Consider the following 16,220-nt stretch of genomic DNA (forward strand, 5'->3'; position numbering starts at 1 on the left):
CGCTCTTAGTGCATCATCATGTTGTAGTTGAGGTTCCACATGATCCAGATGGAACCCACAACCAGGATGGCGATGATTAGCACGGTAAAGATAAAGGCCGTCATGTTCCAGCCCTCATCAGATTTGGTGTTCATGTGGAGGAAACACACCAGATGCACCAGAATCTGTACCACTGCCATCGCCAGGATAGTTCCCAGAATAACGGCCGGAGAGGCAGCGCCGGTCATCACCATCCAGAATGGAATCACTGTCAGGATGACCGACAGGATAAAACCTGTCATGTAGGTTTTTACGCTGCCGTGGGATGCGCCGCCGTGATCGGTAGAATGATTCATTACATCGCCCCCATCAGATAAACCACAGTAAACACACAGATCCAAATCACATCCAGGAAGTGCCAGAACAGGCTCAGACACATGATGCGGGTACGGTTAGTGCTGGTCAGCCCGCGACGGGCGACCTGTACCATCAGCACTGCCATCCAGATCAAACCGGAAGTGACGTGCAGACCGTGCGTACCGACCAGCGCGAAGAACGCAGACAGGAAGCCGCTGCGATCCGGACCCATACCATTAACAATCAGGTGATGGAATTCATAGAGTTCCATCCCGATAAAGCCGGCTCCGAACAAGAAGGTCAACGCCAGCCAGGAGATCACCTGGCTCTTGTTGTTCTTGTGCATAGCGATCGCCGCCATGCCGTAGGTAATGGAACTGAATAACAGTAAGAAGGTTTCGACCAGAACGAACGGCAGTTCGAAAATGTCCTTACCTGTGGGGCCGCCAGCGGTGCCGTTCACCAGAACGGCATAGGTAGCAAACAGGATAGAGAACAGAATGCAGTCGCTCATCAGGTAGACCCAAAATCCAAAGATTTTGTTCTGGCCTGCATCATGGTGCCCGTGTTCGTGCGCGTGGGCAGTCGCGTGCGTTAAAGTATCAGTTGCCATTTTTCAGCCCTGCCTTAGTAATCTCATCGAAATGCTGGTTTTCCAGTTTTTCGACGTCGCGAACCGGCACGTAGTAATCCACATCTTCATCAAAGCTTTTCACAATCCAGCTGATGATCATGCCTGCGAAACTGGCTATCGCCAGCCACCAGATATGCCAGATCATGGCGAAGCCAAAGACCGTTGCGAAGGCGGCAATAACAATGCCGGCACCGCTATTTTTCGGCATATGGATCTCTTCATACTGTGCAGGCTGTTGGTACGCTTCGCCTTTTTCTTTCATTTCCCAGAAGGCGTCACGTTCGTGAACGTGCGGCACAACGGCAAAGTTATAGAACGGCGGTGGGGAGGAGGTTGACCACTCCAGCGTACGGCCACCCCACGGGTCACCAGTCAGATCGCGGTTCTGATCGCGGTCGCGAATAGAAACGAAAATCTGAATCAGCTGGCACAGAATACCCAGCGCAATCAATGCGGCTCCGCCGGCGGCAACCATCAGCATCGTATGGAACTGCGGATCAATTTGCTGGCTGAGACGACGGGTCATCCCCATGAAGCCCAGTGCATACAACGGCATAAATGCGACAAAGAAGCCGATAATCCAGAACCAGAAGGCGCGTTTACCCCAGGTTTCGTTCAGCTTGAAGCCAAACGCTTTCGGCCACCAATACGTCATACCGGCAAAGCAGCCAAACACCACGCCGCCGATGATGACGTTATGGAAGTGCGCAATCAGGAACAGACTGTTGTGCAGGACAAAGTCCGCGCCCGGTACGGCCAACAGAACGCCGGTCATCCCGCCGACTGAGAAGGTCACGATGAAGCCGATAGTCCACATCATTGCAGAGTGGAAGACGATGCGGCCCTGATACATGGTGAACAGCCAGTTGAAGATCTTCACCCCGGTCGGGATGGCGATAATCATGGTGGTGATACCAAAGAAGGCGTTAACGTTCGCGCCTGCGCCCATGGTGAAAAAGTGGTGCAGCCAGACGATAAACGACAGTACGGTAATACAGACGGTCGCCCATACCAGCGAGGTGTAACCAAACAGACGTTTACGCGAGAAGGTTGCGGCGATTTCAGAGAACACCCCGAAGACCGGCAGAATCAGAATGTACACTTCCGGATGGCCCCAGGCCCAAATCAGGTTGATGTACATCATCATGTTGCCGCCCATATCGTTGGTAAAGAAATGGGTGCCCAGATAACGATCCAGGGTCAGCAACGCGACGGTAACCGTCAGAATCGGGAAAGAGGCGATGATCAGTACGTTGGCGCACAGAGAGGCCCAGGTAAATACCGGCATTTTAAACATCGTCATACCCGGCGCACGCATCTTCAGAATCGTCACGAAGAAGTTAATACCGGTTAACGTGGTGCCAATACCGGAGAGCTGAAGACTCCAGATCCAATAATCGACCCCCACGCTGGGACTGTACTCTATTCCCGATAGCGGCGGATATGCCAGCCAGCCCGTCTGCGCGAATTCACCCACGCCCAACGAAAGGTTAACCAGGATAACGCCGACAACGGTGAACCAGAAGCTCAGGTTGTTCAGGAACGGGAACGCCACGTCGCGCGCGCCGATCTGCAGTGGAACGACCAGGTTCATCAGACCGATAACGAAGGGCATCGCCACGAAGAAGATCATGATCACGCCGTGAGCGGTAAAAATCTGATCGTAGTGGTGCGGCGGTAGAAAACCGGCTTCGCCTGCGGAGGCAAGCGCCTGCTGGCTACGCATCATAATGGCGTCGGCGAAACCACGTAACAGCATCACAATTGCGACGATGATATACATGATACCGAGGCGTTTATGGTCAACTGACGTTAACCACTCTTTCCATAGGTAGGTCCACTTACCGAAGTAAGTAATCGCTGCCAGTATCGCCAGTCCCCCGACGATAATTGCAGCGATCGTTACCATGACGATAGGTTCATGGAACGGTACTGCATCCAGTGATAATTTTCCGAACATCTTATCTTCCTCAACCCTTGGAGTTGGCGGATTGCGCGTGGCTCATGTCCATACCTTCCATCCCTTCATGCGAGCTATGCTCACCTTCAGGTTGGGTCATGTCCATGCTCTTACCGTGGCCCATGAATTTGTTAATCACGTCCTTAAACAAATCCGGTTTCACGCTGGAGAAATATTCCACCTTGTTATACTCGCTTGGCATTGCCACTTTCTCGAACGCCGCCATATCATTCATGGTGTTCGGAGACTGCTTCGCTTTCGCGACCCACTGGTCGAATTCGGCGCGGTCCCTGGTGGCAATAGCTTTAAACTTCATACCGGAGAAACCCGGGCCGCTATAGCTGGCGGAGATGCCATCATAGGTGCCGGGTTCGTTGGCGATCAGATGCAAACGGGTTTGCATACCGGCCATGGCATAAATCTGGCTACCCAGACGCGGGATAAAGAAGGAGTTCATCACGGAGTTGGAGGTCACTTTGAAATATACCGGCGTGTTCGCCGGGAAGGCGATCTCGTTGACGGTGGCGATACCTTGCTCCGGATAGATGAAGAACCATTTCCAGTCCATGGAAACCACTTCGATGGTGATAGGTTTTTCGTCATGCGCCAGTGGTTTGCTTGGTTCAAGCGCGTGCGTGGTTTTCCAGGTCAGTACGGCAAGGAAGATGATGATTAAGATAGGCACCGTCCAGACCACCGCTTCCACTTTATTGGAGTGTGACCAGTTCGGGCTATACTTCGCATCCTTATTACTCGCACGATACTTCCAGGCGAAACCAACAGCCATCAAGATGGCGGGAATAACGACAATCAACATCAGGCCAAACGCCGTCAGTATCAATGAACGTTGCTCCAGTCCAATCTGTCCTTTGGGATCCAGTAGCGCAGAATTACAGCCACTGAGTAAGGCAGTGCCTGCAATTAATGACAACCATCCCAAACTTTTATTGTATTTCCTGAGTCTCATTTAACGACCTCAATTCCACGGGACCTGGTGGCGTTTAAAGTGTAGGGGCATTTTACGGTAAGGTTACATTACTGTAAACATGATTGGTTCTGTGTTACTGACTTCTGCCGCACGTGTCACACATGTTGCCAATTGTGTCGGAATAACTTTAAGACACTGTTGTAATTTTGCGTTATAACAGATGCGGCCTATAAATAGAGCACGGGAGGGTAATTGGTATAACCAATGTAAAAATAAAACAATTGGTTAACAATTCATTATCAATAAAAAGACAATTAGTGGAGAGAATTAAAATTTAGCGGGCTGAATCGTGTAAGGAAAATAGGTATCGCAAAAATTGCTAATAATTTCCGAAATTCTGTTGCGCACAAAAAGATAAATATATTTTTATCAATTGATGTTTATTTAGCCGTTATAATTCCGTGTGGTGATTACAACGGCGAATAATTTCTCAGGCGAGGCGTGTTTTTCGTAATGCCAGGTAGTCCAGCAGTCCGCCAAACACAATGCCGCATACGGCAACGACTACCGCCGTCTCAAGCAATTCCGGCAGGAATGAGAAGTGGGTGTAATCTACGGCGTTCATGGTCAGCAGAAGTATCCATACCGCCAGCAAGGCAACGCCCACAAGCAGTACTGAAAGCGCCAGATTGTAGGCGCCGCGGTATTCCGTTCGGGGAATGAAACGTTCGCTCTGCCAGCTATATTCCAGTGTTTGCCGACAGACCAGCAATAGCATGAGTCCTGGAATGGCAGCAACCACCGAGAAGAGATAGAAGGTCGACCAGCCATGCGCTTCAACGAACCAGCCCGCCACGGGGCCGACGTAAACGCGGCCTACCGCAGAAAGGGCCGAAAGCAGGGCAAATTGCGTCGCGGAAAACGACTTATTACATAGCGTCATTAATAAGGCGACAAAGGCGGCGGTGCCCATCCCACCGCAGAGATTTTCGAAAAATACCGCAGCACCCATGCTAAACATGTTCTTATCGGTAATCGAGAGCAGCCAGTAGCCCGCGTTAGAGGCACCCTGCAGAATGCCGAAAATCAGCAGCGCGCGGAACAGAGAAAGCCGCTGCATTAAAATGCCGCCATACAGCGCGCCGACTATCGTCGCCAGTAGCCCCAGCGTTTTATTGACCATACCCACTTCACCTGCATCAAAGCCAACGCCGCGAATCAAAAAGGTCGTGGTCAGGCTCATGGCGAAGGCGTCGCCCAATTTATAAAGCACGATAAGCAGTAAAATCAGCCAGGCGTTATTGCGGCCAAAAAAGTCACGTAACGGCGCGACGACTGCCTGTTCCAGCGATTTTGGGGCAGGAATGGTATCAGTGGGTTCCGGTGCCAGTAAGGTAGCGATAATGCACGGGATCAGGAGTGCCGCCATCAGCCAGTACATCCCTTGCCAGCCGAGCCAGCGATCTGCCAGCCACAGCGCCAGACCGCCGGAAACCAGCATACCCAGGCGGTAGCCAAGCACGCTGATTGCCGCGCCTGCGCCGCGTTCTTCGGCGGGTAAAACATCGGTTTTCCAGGCGTCGAAGACGATATCCTGCGAGGCGGAGCAAAACGCGATTACCACTGCCAGCGCCGCCATCCAGCGTAGCTGGGTGCCGGGTTCAAGAAAACCCATCGCCGCAATCGCAACCAGTAACAGCAGTTGAGTGGCGAGTAGCCAGCCGCGACGTCGGCCTAAAAAAGGCGGCGTGTAACGGTCCATCAGAGGGGACCAGAGAAACTTAAAGACGTAGGCCTGGCCGACCAGCGAGAAGAAGCCGATCGTTTTAAGATCAATATTCTCGACGGTCATCCACGCCTGTAGCGTACCGGAGGTGAGCGCCAGCGGGAGACCGGAAGCGAAGCCTAATATCAGCAGGATTGCTGAACGCGGTTGCTGGAAAATACGTAAGTAATGATTTGGCATAGGCTGCTGCAGGCCCGGCTTACGCCGGGTCTTACCGTTGTAATTAACGGGCGTTTTGCTTAATGAAATCGTGAATGCTGGTGTCCTGGGACATATCAGCGATGGTATCGGTCAGAACGCTGTTCACTGCGTCGGCAATATTTTTGTTAGAGGCCTGGAACGCCCCTTCGATAGAGTAGCTGGCGCGATAGTTTTTGGTCATTTTGTTACCATTGGCGGCGGTTGCAATAATCGCAATATCCGCTTTGGTGGCGATGTTGTAACGCACGCTGCCCTGGGAAACATCAGCATACAGTTGGTTAACAATAATCTGCAGATTTACCGCGCCGTTAGGCCCGATCATATAGCCCCGCGCCGTCATCTGTTTTTCCAGCACTTCTTGTAACAGGAAGCGTAAATCACGGGAGGCGGTTAACGTCACCAGTTGGTTGTTACGGGTGACCTTCGCTAACGCCTGATCCTGACGTTGGTCCGCACCGTTAATGCTAACGGTAACGCCCATCAGGCTTGGATCCTGCTGCGGTAAGGTAATCTTCGGCGCGACGTCGATGGTTGTTGGCGGTGTGGCGCATCCTGCCAGCATAAACAGAGCGACTAATGGAAAGAGAAGTTTTTTTAACATATTCAGGCTCTCAATGACGCTTAAAACGTAATAGGTAAAAATTCCCGCCATCATAACACCGCTAACGGCGAGGGGAAGTGGTCAACGCAGGTAAATTCGTTGCAGGAGCCGATTTATTCTTGTTTACAGCGTGGGCGGACCTTTTGGCCGCTAAGCGGATGATTAAGTCAGTAAACTTCATACGTTTGGTTGAAATAATCAGACGAAAGCTAAATTTTTGTTGTCATGCTGTAATGGAAACGGTAAAAGCGGCTAGTATTTAAAGGGATGGGTGACATCACAGCGTTGTCGGAGGAGATTTTCATGATGATACGTGAGCAAATAGAAGAAAAATTAAGGACAGCGTTCGACCCCGTGTTTCTCGAAGTTGTGGATGAAAGCTATCGCCACAATGTGCCTGCAGGTTCGGAAAGCCATTTTAAGGTCGTGCTGGTGAGCGATCGCTTTACAGGCGAACGTTTTCTTAATCGTCACCGGATGATTTACGGTACGTTAACGGTGGAACTCTCCACAACCGTTCATGCGCTGGCCCTGCATACTTATACCCTCAAAGAGTGGGAAGGGTTGCAGGATACTATCTTCGCATCGCCTCCTTGTCGCGGTGCGGGAAGCATTGCGTAGCAAAACGGATTTGCAACTACCTCCGCTTTTCCAGTATGTTGCTACAGAATTATGTGAAAACGGCCTGCGGGCCGTTTTGTTTTGTCTGAATGTTGAGCGTGCCGTACAGTATTCAGACAAAAATTAGCCGGGAATTGTGAAAAACGCCGCAGCATCGCGCAATCACCGTTCTCGACTCACAAAAGTGATGCCGCTATAATGCGCCGTCTTACTATATGAACGTCTTCGGGATGATTCTGACGACAGGGAATGTGATTGATTATGAGAACATCCCGGTTCCGCGAAGCAAATAGCATGTGCTTGCGGAGTAGAGTTGACCGAGCACTGTGATTTTTTGAGGTAACAAGATGCAAGTTTCAGTTGAAACCACTCAGGGCCTTGGCCGCCGTGTCACGATTACAATCGCTGCTGACAGCATCGAGACCGCTGTAAAAAGCGAGCTGGTCAACGTAGCGAAAAAAGTACGTATTGACGGTTTCCGTAAAGGCAAAGTACCGATGAATATCGTGGCTCAGCGTTATGGCGCTTCTGTTCGCCAGGACGTGCTGGGCGATCTGATGAGCCGCAACTTTGTTGACGCGATCATCAAAGAAAAAATTAACCCGGCAGGCGCGCCGAACTATGTTCCGGGTGAATACAAAGTGGGCGAAGACTTCACCTACTCCGTAGAGTTTGAAGTTTATCCGGAAGTTGAGTTGACGGGTCTGGAGTCCATCGAAGTTGAAAAACCGGTTGTGGAAGTCACCGATGCTGACGTTGACACAATGCTGGATACCCTGCGTAAGCAGCAGGCAACCTGGAAAGAAAAAGATGGCGCTGCTGATGCGGAAGACCGCGTAACTATCGACTTTACTGGTTCTGTAGACGGTGAAGAGTTCGAAGGCGGTAAAGCGACCGATTTCGTTCTGGCGATGGGCCAGGGCCGTATGATTCCGGGCTTTGAAGACGGCGTTAAAGGTCACAAAGCAGGCGAAGAGTTCACCATCGATGTGACCTTCCCGGAAGAATATCACGCGGAAAACCTGAAAGGTAAAGCGGCTAAATTCGCTATCAACCTGAAGAAAGTTGAAGAACGCGAACTGCCGGAGTTGACTGAAGAATTCATCAAACGTTTCGGCGTAGAAGATGGTTCCGTAGCCGGTCTGCGCGCTGAAGTGCGTAAAAACATGGAACGTGAGCTGAAAGGCGCCGTACGTAACCGCGTTAAATCTCAGGCGATCGACGGTCTGGTGAAAGCGAATGACATCGACGTTCCGGCTGCGCTGATCGACAGCGAAATCGACGTTCTGCGTCGTCAGGCTGCCCAGCGTTTCGGCGGCAACGAGAAACAAGCGCTTGAATTACCGCGTGAATTGTTCGAAGAGCAGGCTAAACGCCGCGTTGTTGTTGGTTTGTTGCTGGGCGAAGTTATTCGCACCAATGAGCTGAAAGCTGACGAAGAACGCGTTAAGGCACTGATCGAAGAGATGGCTTCTGCTTACGAAGATCCGAAAGAAGTAATTGAGTTCTACAGCAAAAACAAAGAGCTGATGGACAACATGCGTAACGTCGCGCTGGAAGAACAAGCTGTTGAAGCGGTTCTGGCGAAAGCGAAAGTGTCTGAAAAAGCCACTTCCTTCAACGAATTGATGAATCAACAGGCGTAATTTGTTACGTTAAAAGCACGAAACTCGTACAAAAACCCGTCACCTTTCTGTGGCGGGTTTTTTTTGTCACGCATTTTGCATGGTAAGGGTGCGAAAACCGTGTTTCAGTGTTAGCGTTAGAACAAAAGATTGTTATGCTTGAATTATGGCGATGCCGTACCCATTACAGAGGGACTGGCTGATAATCCGTCCATCAGGTTACAATCAGTACAGCAGGTTTTTTCAATTTTTATCCAGGAGACGGAAATGTCATACAGCGGAGAACGAGATAATTTGGCCCCTCATATGGCGCTGGTGCCGATGGTCATTGAACAGACCTCACGCGGTGAGCGCTCTTTTGATATCTATTCTCGTCTACTAAAGGAACGTGTCATTTTTCTGACCGGCCAGGTCGAAGACCATATGGCTAACCTGATTGTGGCGCAGATGCTGTTCCTGGAAGCGGAAAACCCGGAAAAAGATATCTATCTGTACATTAATTCTCCTGGCGGCGTAATTACTGCGGGGATGTCCATTTATGACACCATGCAGTTTATTAAGCCAGATGTCAGCACCATTTGTATGGGACAGGCGGCCTCAATGGGGGCGTTTCTGCTGACTGCCGGGGCGAAAGGCAAACGTTTCTGCTTGCCTAACTCTCGCGTCATGATCCACCAGCCGCTGGGCGGTTACCAGGGCCAGGCGACGGATATTGAAATTCACGCCCGTGAAATTCTGAAAGTAAAAGGGCGTATGAATGAACTTATGGCGCACCATACGGGTCAATCTCTTGAGCAGATTGAACGTGATACCGAGCGCGATCGCTTCCTTTCCGCGCCTGAAGCGGTAGAGTACGGTTTGGTTGACTCAATTTTGACCCATCGTAATTGATGCCCTGGACGCAAGTGTGCCGCTATAATAGCTAAAGGCGGCACAACGCTGACTAGCGGCTTGCGCCTGAGAATGGCATTTGCGTCGTCGTGTGCGGCACAAAGAACAAAGAAGAGGTTTTGACTCATGACAGATAAACGCAAAGATGGCTCAGGCAAGTTGTTGTACTGCTCTTTTTGCGGCAAAAGCCAGCATGAAGTGCGCAAGCTGATTGCCGGTCCATCCGTGTATATCTGCGACGAATGCGTCGATTTATGTAACGACATCATTCGCGAAGAAATTAAAGAAGTTGCACCGCACCGTGAACGCAGCGCGTTGCCAACACCGCATGAAATTCGTATCCATCTGGACGATTACGTTATCGGTCAGGAGCAGGCGAAAAAAGTGCTGGCGGTTGCGGTATATAACCACTACAAGCGTCTGCGTAACGGTGATACCAGCAATGGCGTCGAGTTAGGCAAAAGTAACATTCTGCTGATTGGACCGACCGGTTCCGGTAAAACGCTGCTGGCAGAAACACTGGCGCGCTTACTGGACGTTCCTTTCACCATGGCGGATGCTACCACCCTGACCGAAGCGGGTTACGTGGGTGAAGACGTTGAGAATATTATTCAGAAATTGTTGCAGAAATGTGACTACGACGTGCAGAAAGCGCAGCGCGGTATTGTTTACATTGATGAGATCGACAAGATTTCGCGTAAATCAGACAATCCGTCCATTACCCGCGACGTTTCCGGTGAAGGTGTACAGCAGGCATTGCTGAAACTGATTGAAGGCACTGTCGCCGCGGTTCCGCCGCAGGGCGGGCGCAAACATCCGCAGCAGGAATTCCTGCAGGTCGATACCTCGAAGATCCTGTTTATCTGCGGCGGTGCGTTTGCCGGTCTGGATAAGGTCATCGCCAACCGTGTGGAAACCGGCTCCGGCATTGGTTTTGGCGCCACGGTGAAAGCGAAGTCCGATAAAGCCAGCGAAGGTGAATTGCTGTCGCAGGTTGAGCCGGAAGATCTGATTAAATTTGGTCTGATTCCTGAGTTTATCGGCCGTCTTCCGGTTGTCGCGACGTTGAATGAATTGAGCGAAGAGGCGTTGATTCAGATCCTGAAAGAGCCGAAAAACGCGCTGACCAAACAGTATCAGGCGCTGTTTAACCTCGAAGGTGTGGATCTGGAATTCCGTGATGAAGCGCTTGATGCTATCGCCAGAAAAGCGATGGCGCGTAAAACTGGCGCCCGTGGCTTGCGTTCTATCGTTGAAGCGGCATTACTGGATACCATGTACGATCTGCCTTCCATGGAAGACGTTGAAAAAGTGGTTATCGACGAGTCTGTTATTGACGGTCAGAGTAAGCCGTTACTCATTTACGGCAAACCGGAAGCACAGGCTTCTGGCGAATAATTAAACATTCATACAATTAGTTAGCCAAAAAAGGGGAGATTTTATCTCCCCTTTCGTTTTTCCTGTAAACACGCCGTTGAATGTGTGGGAAACATCCCCATATACTGACGTACATGTTAAAGGTGGTATGGAGCACAGCTATACCATCTGATTACCTGGCGGACACTAAACTAAGAGAGAGCTCTATGAATCCTGAGCGTTCTGAACGCATTGAAATCCCCGTATTGCCATTGCGCGATGTGGTGGTTTATCCGCACATGGTCATACCCTTATTTGTAGGGCGGGAAAAATCTATCCGTTGTCTGGAAGCGGCTATGGACCATGATAAAAAAATCATGCTGGTCGCCCAGAAAGAAGCATCAACGGATGAGCCGGGTGTAAACGATCTTTTCACCGTCGGGACCGTGGCCTCTATTTTGCAGATGCTGAAACTGCCTGACGGCACCGTAAAAGTGCTGGTTGAGGGGTTACAGCGCGCGCGCATTTCCGCGCTGTCTGATAACGGCGAACATTTCTCTGCGAAGGCGGAGTACCTTGATTCGCCAGCGATTGATGAGCGTGAACAAGAAGTGCTGGTACGTACCGCTATCAGCCAGTTTGAAGGCTATATCAAGCTGAACAAAAAAATCCCGCCAGAAGTGCTGACGTCGCTCAATAGCATTGATGACCCTGCACGTCTGGCTGACACCATTGCTGCGCATATGCCGCTAAAGCTGGCAGATAAACAGTCCGTACTGGAGATGTCCGACGTTAACGAACGTCTGGAATATCTGATGGCGATGATGGAGTCTGAAATCGATCTGTTACAGGTTGAGAAACGTATTCGCAACCGCGTGAAAAAGCAGATGGAGAAATCTCAGCGCGAGTACTATCTGAACGAGCAAATGAAAGCGATTCAGAAAGAACTTGGCGAGATGGATGATGCGCCGGATGAAAACGAAGCGCTGAAGCGTAAGATCGACGCGGCGAAAATGCCGAAAGAGGCGAAAGAGAAAGCGGAAGCAGAACTGCAGAAGCTAAAAATGATGTCGCCGATGTCGGCGGAAGCCACCGTGGTGCGCGGCTACATCGACTGGATGGTGCAGGTGCCGTGGAATGCGCGTAGCAAGGTCAAAAAAGACCTGCGTCAGGCGCAAGAAATTCTCGATACCGATCATTATGGTCTGGAGCGCGTCAAAGACCGCATCCTTGAGTATCTCGCGGTACAAAGCCGTGTGAACAAAATCAAGGGACCCATCCTGTGTCTGGTTGGGCCGCCGGGGGTGGGTAAAACGTCGTTGGGTCAGTCCATCGCCAAAGCGACAGGACGTAAATACATCCGTATGGCGCTGGGCGGCGTCCGTGACGAGGCTGAAATTCGTGGTCACCGCCGGACTTACATCGGCTCTATGCCGGGTAAACTGATCCAAAAAATGGCGAAAGTGGGGGTTAAAAACCCGCTGTTCCTGCTCGATGAAATCGACAAGATGTCCTCGGACATGCGTGGTGATCCAGCGTCGGCGCTGCTTGAAGTACTGGATCCTGAGCAGAACGTGGCCTTCAGCGATCACTATCTGGAGGTGGATTACGATCTCAGCGATGTCATGTTCGTGGCCACCTCTAACTCCATGAACATTCCGGCACCGTTGCTGGATCGTATGGAAGTGATTCGTCTTTCTGGCTATACCGAAGACGAGAAGCTGAACATTGCTAAACGCCACCTGCTGCCGAAGCAGATCGAGCGTAACGCGCTGAAAAAAGGCGAATTGACGGTCGACGATAGTGCCATTATTGGTATTATTCGTTACTACACCCGTGAAGCGGGCGTGCGTAGTCTGGAACGTGAAATCTCCAAACTGTGCCGTAAAGCCGTTAAGCAGTTATTGCTGGATAAGTCGCTGAAACACATTCAGATCAATGGCGACAATCTGCACGATTATCTTGGCGTACAACGCTTTGACTATGGCCGTGCGGATAGCGAAAACCGCGTAGGTCAGGTGACGGGGCTGGCATGGACGGAAGTGGGTGGCGATTTGCTGACCATTGAAACCGCCTGTGTGCCGGGTAAAGGGAAATTGACCTATACCGGTTCGCTCGGTGAGGTAATGCAGGAGTCCATCCAGGCTGCGCTGACTGTGGTGCGTGCACGTGCGGAAAAACTGGGGATTAACCCGGACTTCTATGAAAAACGCGACATTCACGTTCACGTCCCTGAAGGGGCGACGCCGAAAGATGGTCCGAGCGCCGGTATCGCGATGTGTACTGCGCTGGTCTCATGCCTGACTGGCAATCCGGTTCGCGCCGACGTGGCGATGACTGGCGAGATTACGCTGCGTGGCCAGGTACTGCCGATTGGCGGCCTGAAAGAAAAACTGTTGGCGGCGCATCGCGGCGGGATTAAAACAGTCTTAATTCCATTCGAAAATAAACGCGATCTGGAAGAGATCCCGGACAATGTGATTGCCGACCTGGATATTCATCCGGTGAAGCGTATTGAGGAAGTTTTAACGCTTGCTTTGCAAAACGAACCGTCTGGAATGCAGGTTGTAACTGCAAAATAGTGACCTCGCGCAAAGAGCGCTAATAAAAACAGGGCTGGCAGGCTATTTCGGACTTGCCAGCCTTTTTTTGTATAGCTAATTTAGATGGTTGATTGGGTCTGCCGCCATTAACGGGTGTTGTAAGGGCGTGGCAGGCCTGATATAACTGCTGCGCGGTCGTACTTCGAAGGATTCAGGTGCGATATAAATTATAAAGAGGAAGAGAAGAGTGAATAAATCTCAACTGATCGAAAAAATTGCTGCAGGGGCTGATATCTCTAAGGCTGCGGCTGGACGTGCGTTAGATGCGATTATTGCTTCTGTTACCGAATCTCTGAAGGAAGGGGATGACGTTGCACTGGTAGGTTTTGGTACTTTTGCTGTTAAAGAGCGTGCTGCCCGTACTGGTCGCAACCCGCAAACAGGTAAAGAGATCACCATCGCCGCAGCCAAAGTGCCGAGTTTCCGTGCAGGTAAAGCACTGAAAGACGCGGTAAACTAAGCGTGATCCCCTCGGGGGATGTGACAAAGTACAAGGGCGCATCAACTGATGTGCCTTTTTTATTGGCGATTCGGGAATTTCTGTGCGTTGCAGGCTGACAATTGCCCTCATTTCTTGTCACAATAGGCTTTTGCGCGCAACGTTCAGAAAAAGCGATGCCGCGCGAAGTATATATACGTAAATCATTCAAGTCGCATTGACGCGGCAACTGAGCGAATCACTCGGTAGCCAGCAGAGAAGTCGTCTGAAAGATAAAGTGTAAAGTCACCTACAGCGGAGTGTGGTTACACCATGATGGACAGCTTACGCACGGCTGCAAACAGTCTCGTGCTCAAGATTATTTTCGTTATCATTATCGTGTCGTTCATTTTGACCGGCGTTAGTGGTTACCTGATTGGCGGAAGCAATAACTACGCCGCAAAAGTGAATGGCCAGGAAATCAGCCGGGCACAGTTTGAGAATGCGTTTAACAACGAACGTAACCGTATGCAGCAGCAGCTGGGCGACAGGTATTCTGAACTGGCGGCCAACGAAGACTATATGAAAAGCCTGCGCCAGCAGGTGCTGAATCGTCTGATAGACGAAGCGTTGTTGGATCAATATTCCCGCGAATTGAAACTGGGCATTAGCGATGAGCAGGTGAAGCAGGCGATTTTCGCGACTCCCGCTTTTCAGGTAGACGGTCAGTTTGATAACAACCGCTATAACGCGATTGTTAACCAGATGGGCATGACCGCCGATCAGTATGCTCAGGCGCTGCGTAATCAGCTTACCACTCAGCAACTGGTCAACGGCGTGGCGGGTACCGATTTTATGCTGAAAGGAGAAACCGACGAGCTGGCGGCATTAGTTTCTCAACAGCGTATAGTGCGTGAAGCCACTATTGATGTAAACGCGTTGGCAGCGAAACAGCCGGTGACTGATCAGGATGTGTCCAGCTACTACGATCAGAACAAAACCCGCTTTATGACGCCGGAGCAGTTCCGCGTGAGTTATATTAAGCTGGATGCCGCGACGATGCAGGCGCCAGTTAGCGATGCGGATATTCAGGCCTATTATGACCAACATTTGGATCAGTTTACCCAGCCGGCGCGTAATCGATACAGCATTATTCAGACCAAAACGGAAGCTGATGCTAAAGCGGTCCTGGATGCGCTGAACAAGGGTGAAGATTTCGCTACGCTGGCGAAAGAGAAATCCACCGACATCATCTCTGCACGTAATGGTGGCGATATGGGGTGGTTGGAAGACTCCGCGACGGTGCCGGAGTTGAAAAACGCGGGTCTGAAACAGAAAGGCCAGATATCTGGCGTAATTAAATCGTCCGTAGGGTTCCTGGTAGCCCGCCTGGATGACGCTCAGCCTGCCAAAGTGAAACCGTTAAACGAAGTACGTGACGATATCGCTGCAAAAGTGAAGCAGGAAAAAGCGCTGGATGCCTACTATGCGCTGCAGCAGAAAGTGAGTGATGCGGCAAGCAACGACAATGAATCATTGGCCGGCGCTGAACAGGTCGCGGGCGTAAAAGCGGTTGAAACCGGCTGGTTCAGCCGTGATAACTTGCCAGAAGCGTTAAATTTCAAACCGGTAGCCGATGCTATCTTTAATGGTGGTCTGGTGGGCGAAAACGGTACGCCGGGGCCGAATTCAGACATTATCACTGTGGATGGCGACCAGGCTTTTGTCGTGCGCGTGAGCGAACATAAACCTGAAGCCGTTAAGCCGTTGGCAGAGGTGAAAGAACAGGTCACCGCCCTTGTGAAACATAATAAAGCGGAACAACAAGCGAAACTGGACGCAGAAAAACTGCTGGTTGAATTGAAGGCAGGTAAAGGCGCAGAAGCGATGAAAGCGGCAGGTTTGAGTTTTGGTGAACCTAAAACGTTAAGCCGTACCAGCCAGGATCCTGTAAGCCAGGCGGCCTTTGCGTTAAGCCTTCCGACGAAAGATAAGCCGGTTTACGGCGTGGCAAACGATATGCAGGGCAATGTCGTCCTGCTGGCGCTTGACGAAGTGAAAGCGGGTACCATGCCGGAAGCGCAGAAAAAAGCGATGGTGCAGGGTATCACGCAGAACAATGCGCAAATTGTCTTCGAGGCGCTGATGAGCAATCTGCGTAAAGAGGCGAAAATCAAAATAGGTGATGCGCTGGAACAACAGTAATCGCCGAGGCGCTTCGCAAAATATTGCAAAAAGTTGTATCTCACAAAGGCCGCTT

At 50.9% G+C, this 16,220-nt stretch carries 13 protein-coding genes; 7 read left to right on the forward strand and 6 right to left on the reverse strand.

The features are described 5' to 3' along the window. Window positions 1–5: 5 nt before the first annotated feature. The 6 genes from SBG_RS02000 to SBG_RS02025 form a co-directional block, all read right to left on the reverse strand. Entirely contained in the window at window positions 6–335 is a 330-nt protein-coding gene (locus SBG_RS02000; RefSeq protein ID WP_001016762.1) for a cytochrome o ubiquinol oxidase subunit IV, read from the reverse strand. Next, the gene (locus SBG_RS02005) at window positions 335–949 is read right to left on the reverse strand and encodes a cytochrome o ubiquinol oxidase subunit III (protein ID WP_000179833.1); all 615 of its coding nucleotides are present in this window, start codon (window positions 947–949) and stop codon (window positions 335–337) included. Before SBG_RS02005 ends, SBG_RS02000 begins: the two co-directional genes overlap by 1 nt. Next, window positions 939–2,930 carry a cytochrome o ubiquinol oxidase subunit I gene (gene cyoB, locus SBG_RS02010; RefSeq protein ID WP_000467165.1) on the reverse strand — a complete coding sequence of 664 codons (1,992 nt, stop codon included), beginning with the start codon at window positions 2,928–2,930 and terminating at the stop codon, window positions 939–941. The genes SBG_RS02005 and cyoB overlap by 11 nt, the downstream gene beginning before the upstream one ends. A 10-nt stretch (window positions 2,931–2,940) precedes the next feature. Beyond that, the gene (gene cyoA, locus SBG_RS02015; protein ID WP_001239451.1) at window positions 2,941–3,897 is read right to left on the reverse strand and encodes a cytochrome o ubiquinol oxidase subunit II; all 957 of its coding nucleotides are present in this window, start codon (window positions 3,895–3,897) and stop codon (window positions 2,941–2,943) included. 451 nt (window positions 3,898–4,348) lie between these two features. Continuing rightward, complete coding sequence (ampG, locus tag SBG_RS02020) at window positions 4,349–5,824, reverse strand: muropeptide MFS transporter AmpG (RefSeq protein ID WP_001132830.1); 1,476 nt, start codon at window positions 5,822–5,824, stop codon at window positions 4,349–4,351. 43 nt (window positions 5,825–5,867) lie between these two features. Then, on the reverse strand, window positions 5,868–6,446 hold the full coding sequence (locus tag SBG_RS02025) for a lipoprotein (RefSeq protein WP_013991384.1): 579 nt from the start codon (window positions 6,444–6,446) through the stop codon (window positions 5,868–5,870). 303 nt (window positions 6,447–6,749) lie between these two features. On the opposite strand from SBG_RS02025, the gene bolA reads away from it, so the two are divergent. The 7 genes from bolA to ppiD all read left to right on the forward strand — a co-directional run bounded on the left by bolA (window position 6,750) and on the right by ppiD (window position 16,165). Then, the gene (gene bolA, locus SBG_RS02035; protein ID WP_000973434.1) at window positions 6,750–7,067 is read left to right on the forward strand and encodes a transcriptional regulator BolA; all 318 of its coding nucleotides are present in this window, start codon (window positions 6,750–6,752) and stop codon (window positions 7,065–7,067) included. 347 nt (window positions 7,068–7,414) lie between these two features. Continuing rightward, complete coding sequence (gene tig, locus SBG_RS02040; protein ID WP_001198399.1) at window positions 7,415–8,713, forward strand: trigger factor; 1,299 nt, start codon at window positions 7,415–7,417, stop codon at window positions 8,711–8,713. A 246-nt stretch (window positions 8,714–8,959) separates the two neighbouring features. Further along, on the forward strand, window positions 8,960–9,583 hold the full coding sequence (gene clpP, locus SBG_RS02045) for an ATP-dependent Clp endopeptidase proteolytic subunit ClpP (protein WP_000122257.1): 624 nt from the start codon (window positions 8,960–8,962) through the stop codon (window positions 9,581–9,583). A 126-nt stretch (window positions 9,584–9,709) separates the two neighbouring features. Then, window positions 9,710–10,981, forward strand: coding sequence for an ATP-dependent protease ATP-binding subunit ClpX (gene clpX, locus SBG_RS02050; RefSeq protein WP_000130293.1), 1,272 nt, complete (start codon window positions 9,710–9,712; stop codon window positions 10,979–10,981). 185 nt (window positions 10,982–11,166) lie between these two features. Next, window positions 11,167–13,521: an endopeptidase La gene (gene lon, locus SBG_RS02055; protein ID WP_001067726.1), complete on the forward strand. Its 2,355-nt coding sequence runs from the start codon at window positions 11,167–11,169 to the stop codon at window positions 13,519–13,521. A gap of 190 nt (window positions 13,522–13,711) precedes the next feature. Continuing rightward, a complete protein-coding gene (gene hupB / locus SBG_RS02060) occupies window positions 13,712–14,002 on the forward strand; it encodes a nucleoid-associated protein HU-beta (RefSeq protein ID WP_254888479.1) in 291 nt (96 codons plus the stop codon). 291 nt (window positions 14,003–14,293) lie between these two features. Continuing rightward, window positions 14,294–16,165 carry a peptidylprolyl isomerase gene (gene ppiD, locus SBG_RS02065; RefSeq protein WP_000969419.1) on the forward strand — a complete coding sequence of 624 codons (1,872 nt, stop codon included), beginning with the start codon at window positions 14,294–14,296 and terminating at the stop codon, window positions 16,163–16,165. Window positions 16,166–16,220 lie beyond the last annotated feature (55 nt).

The organism is Salmonella bongori NCTC 12419 (assembly GCF_000252995.1).
GTDB lineage: Bacteria > Pseudomonadota > Gammaproteobacteria > Enterobacterales > Enterobacteriaceae > Salmonella > Salmonella bongori.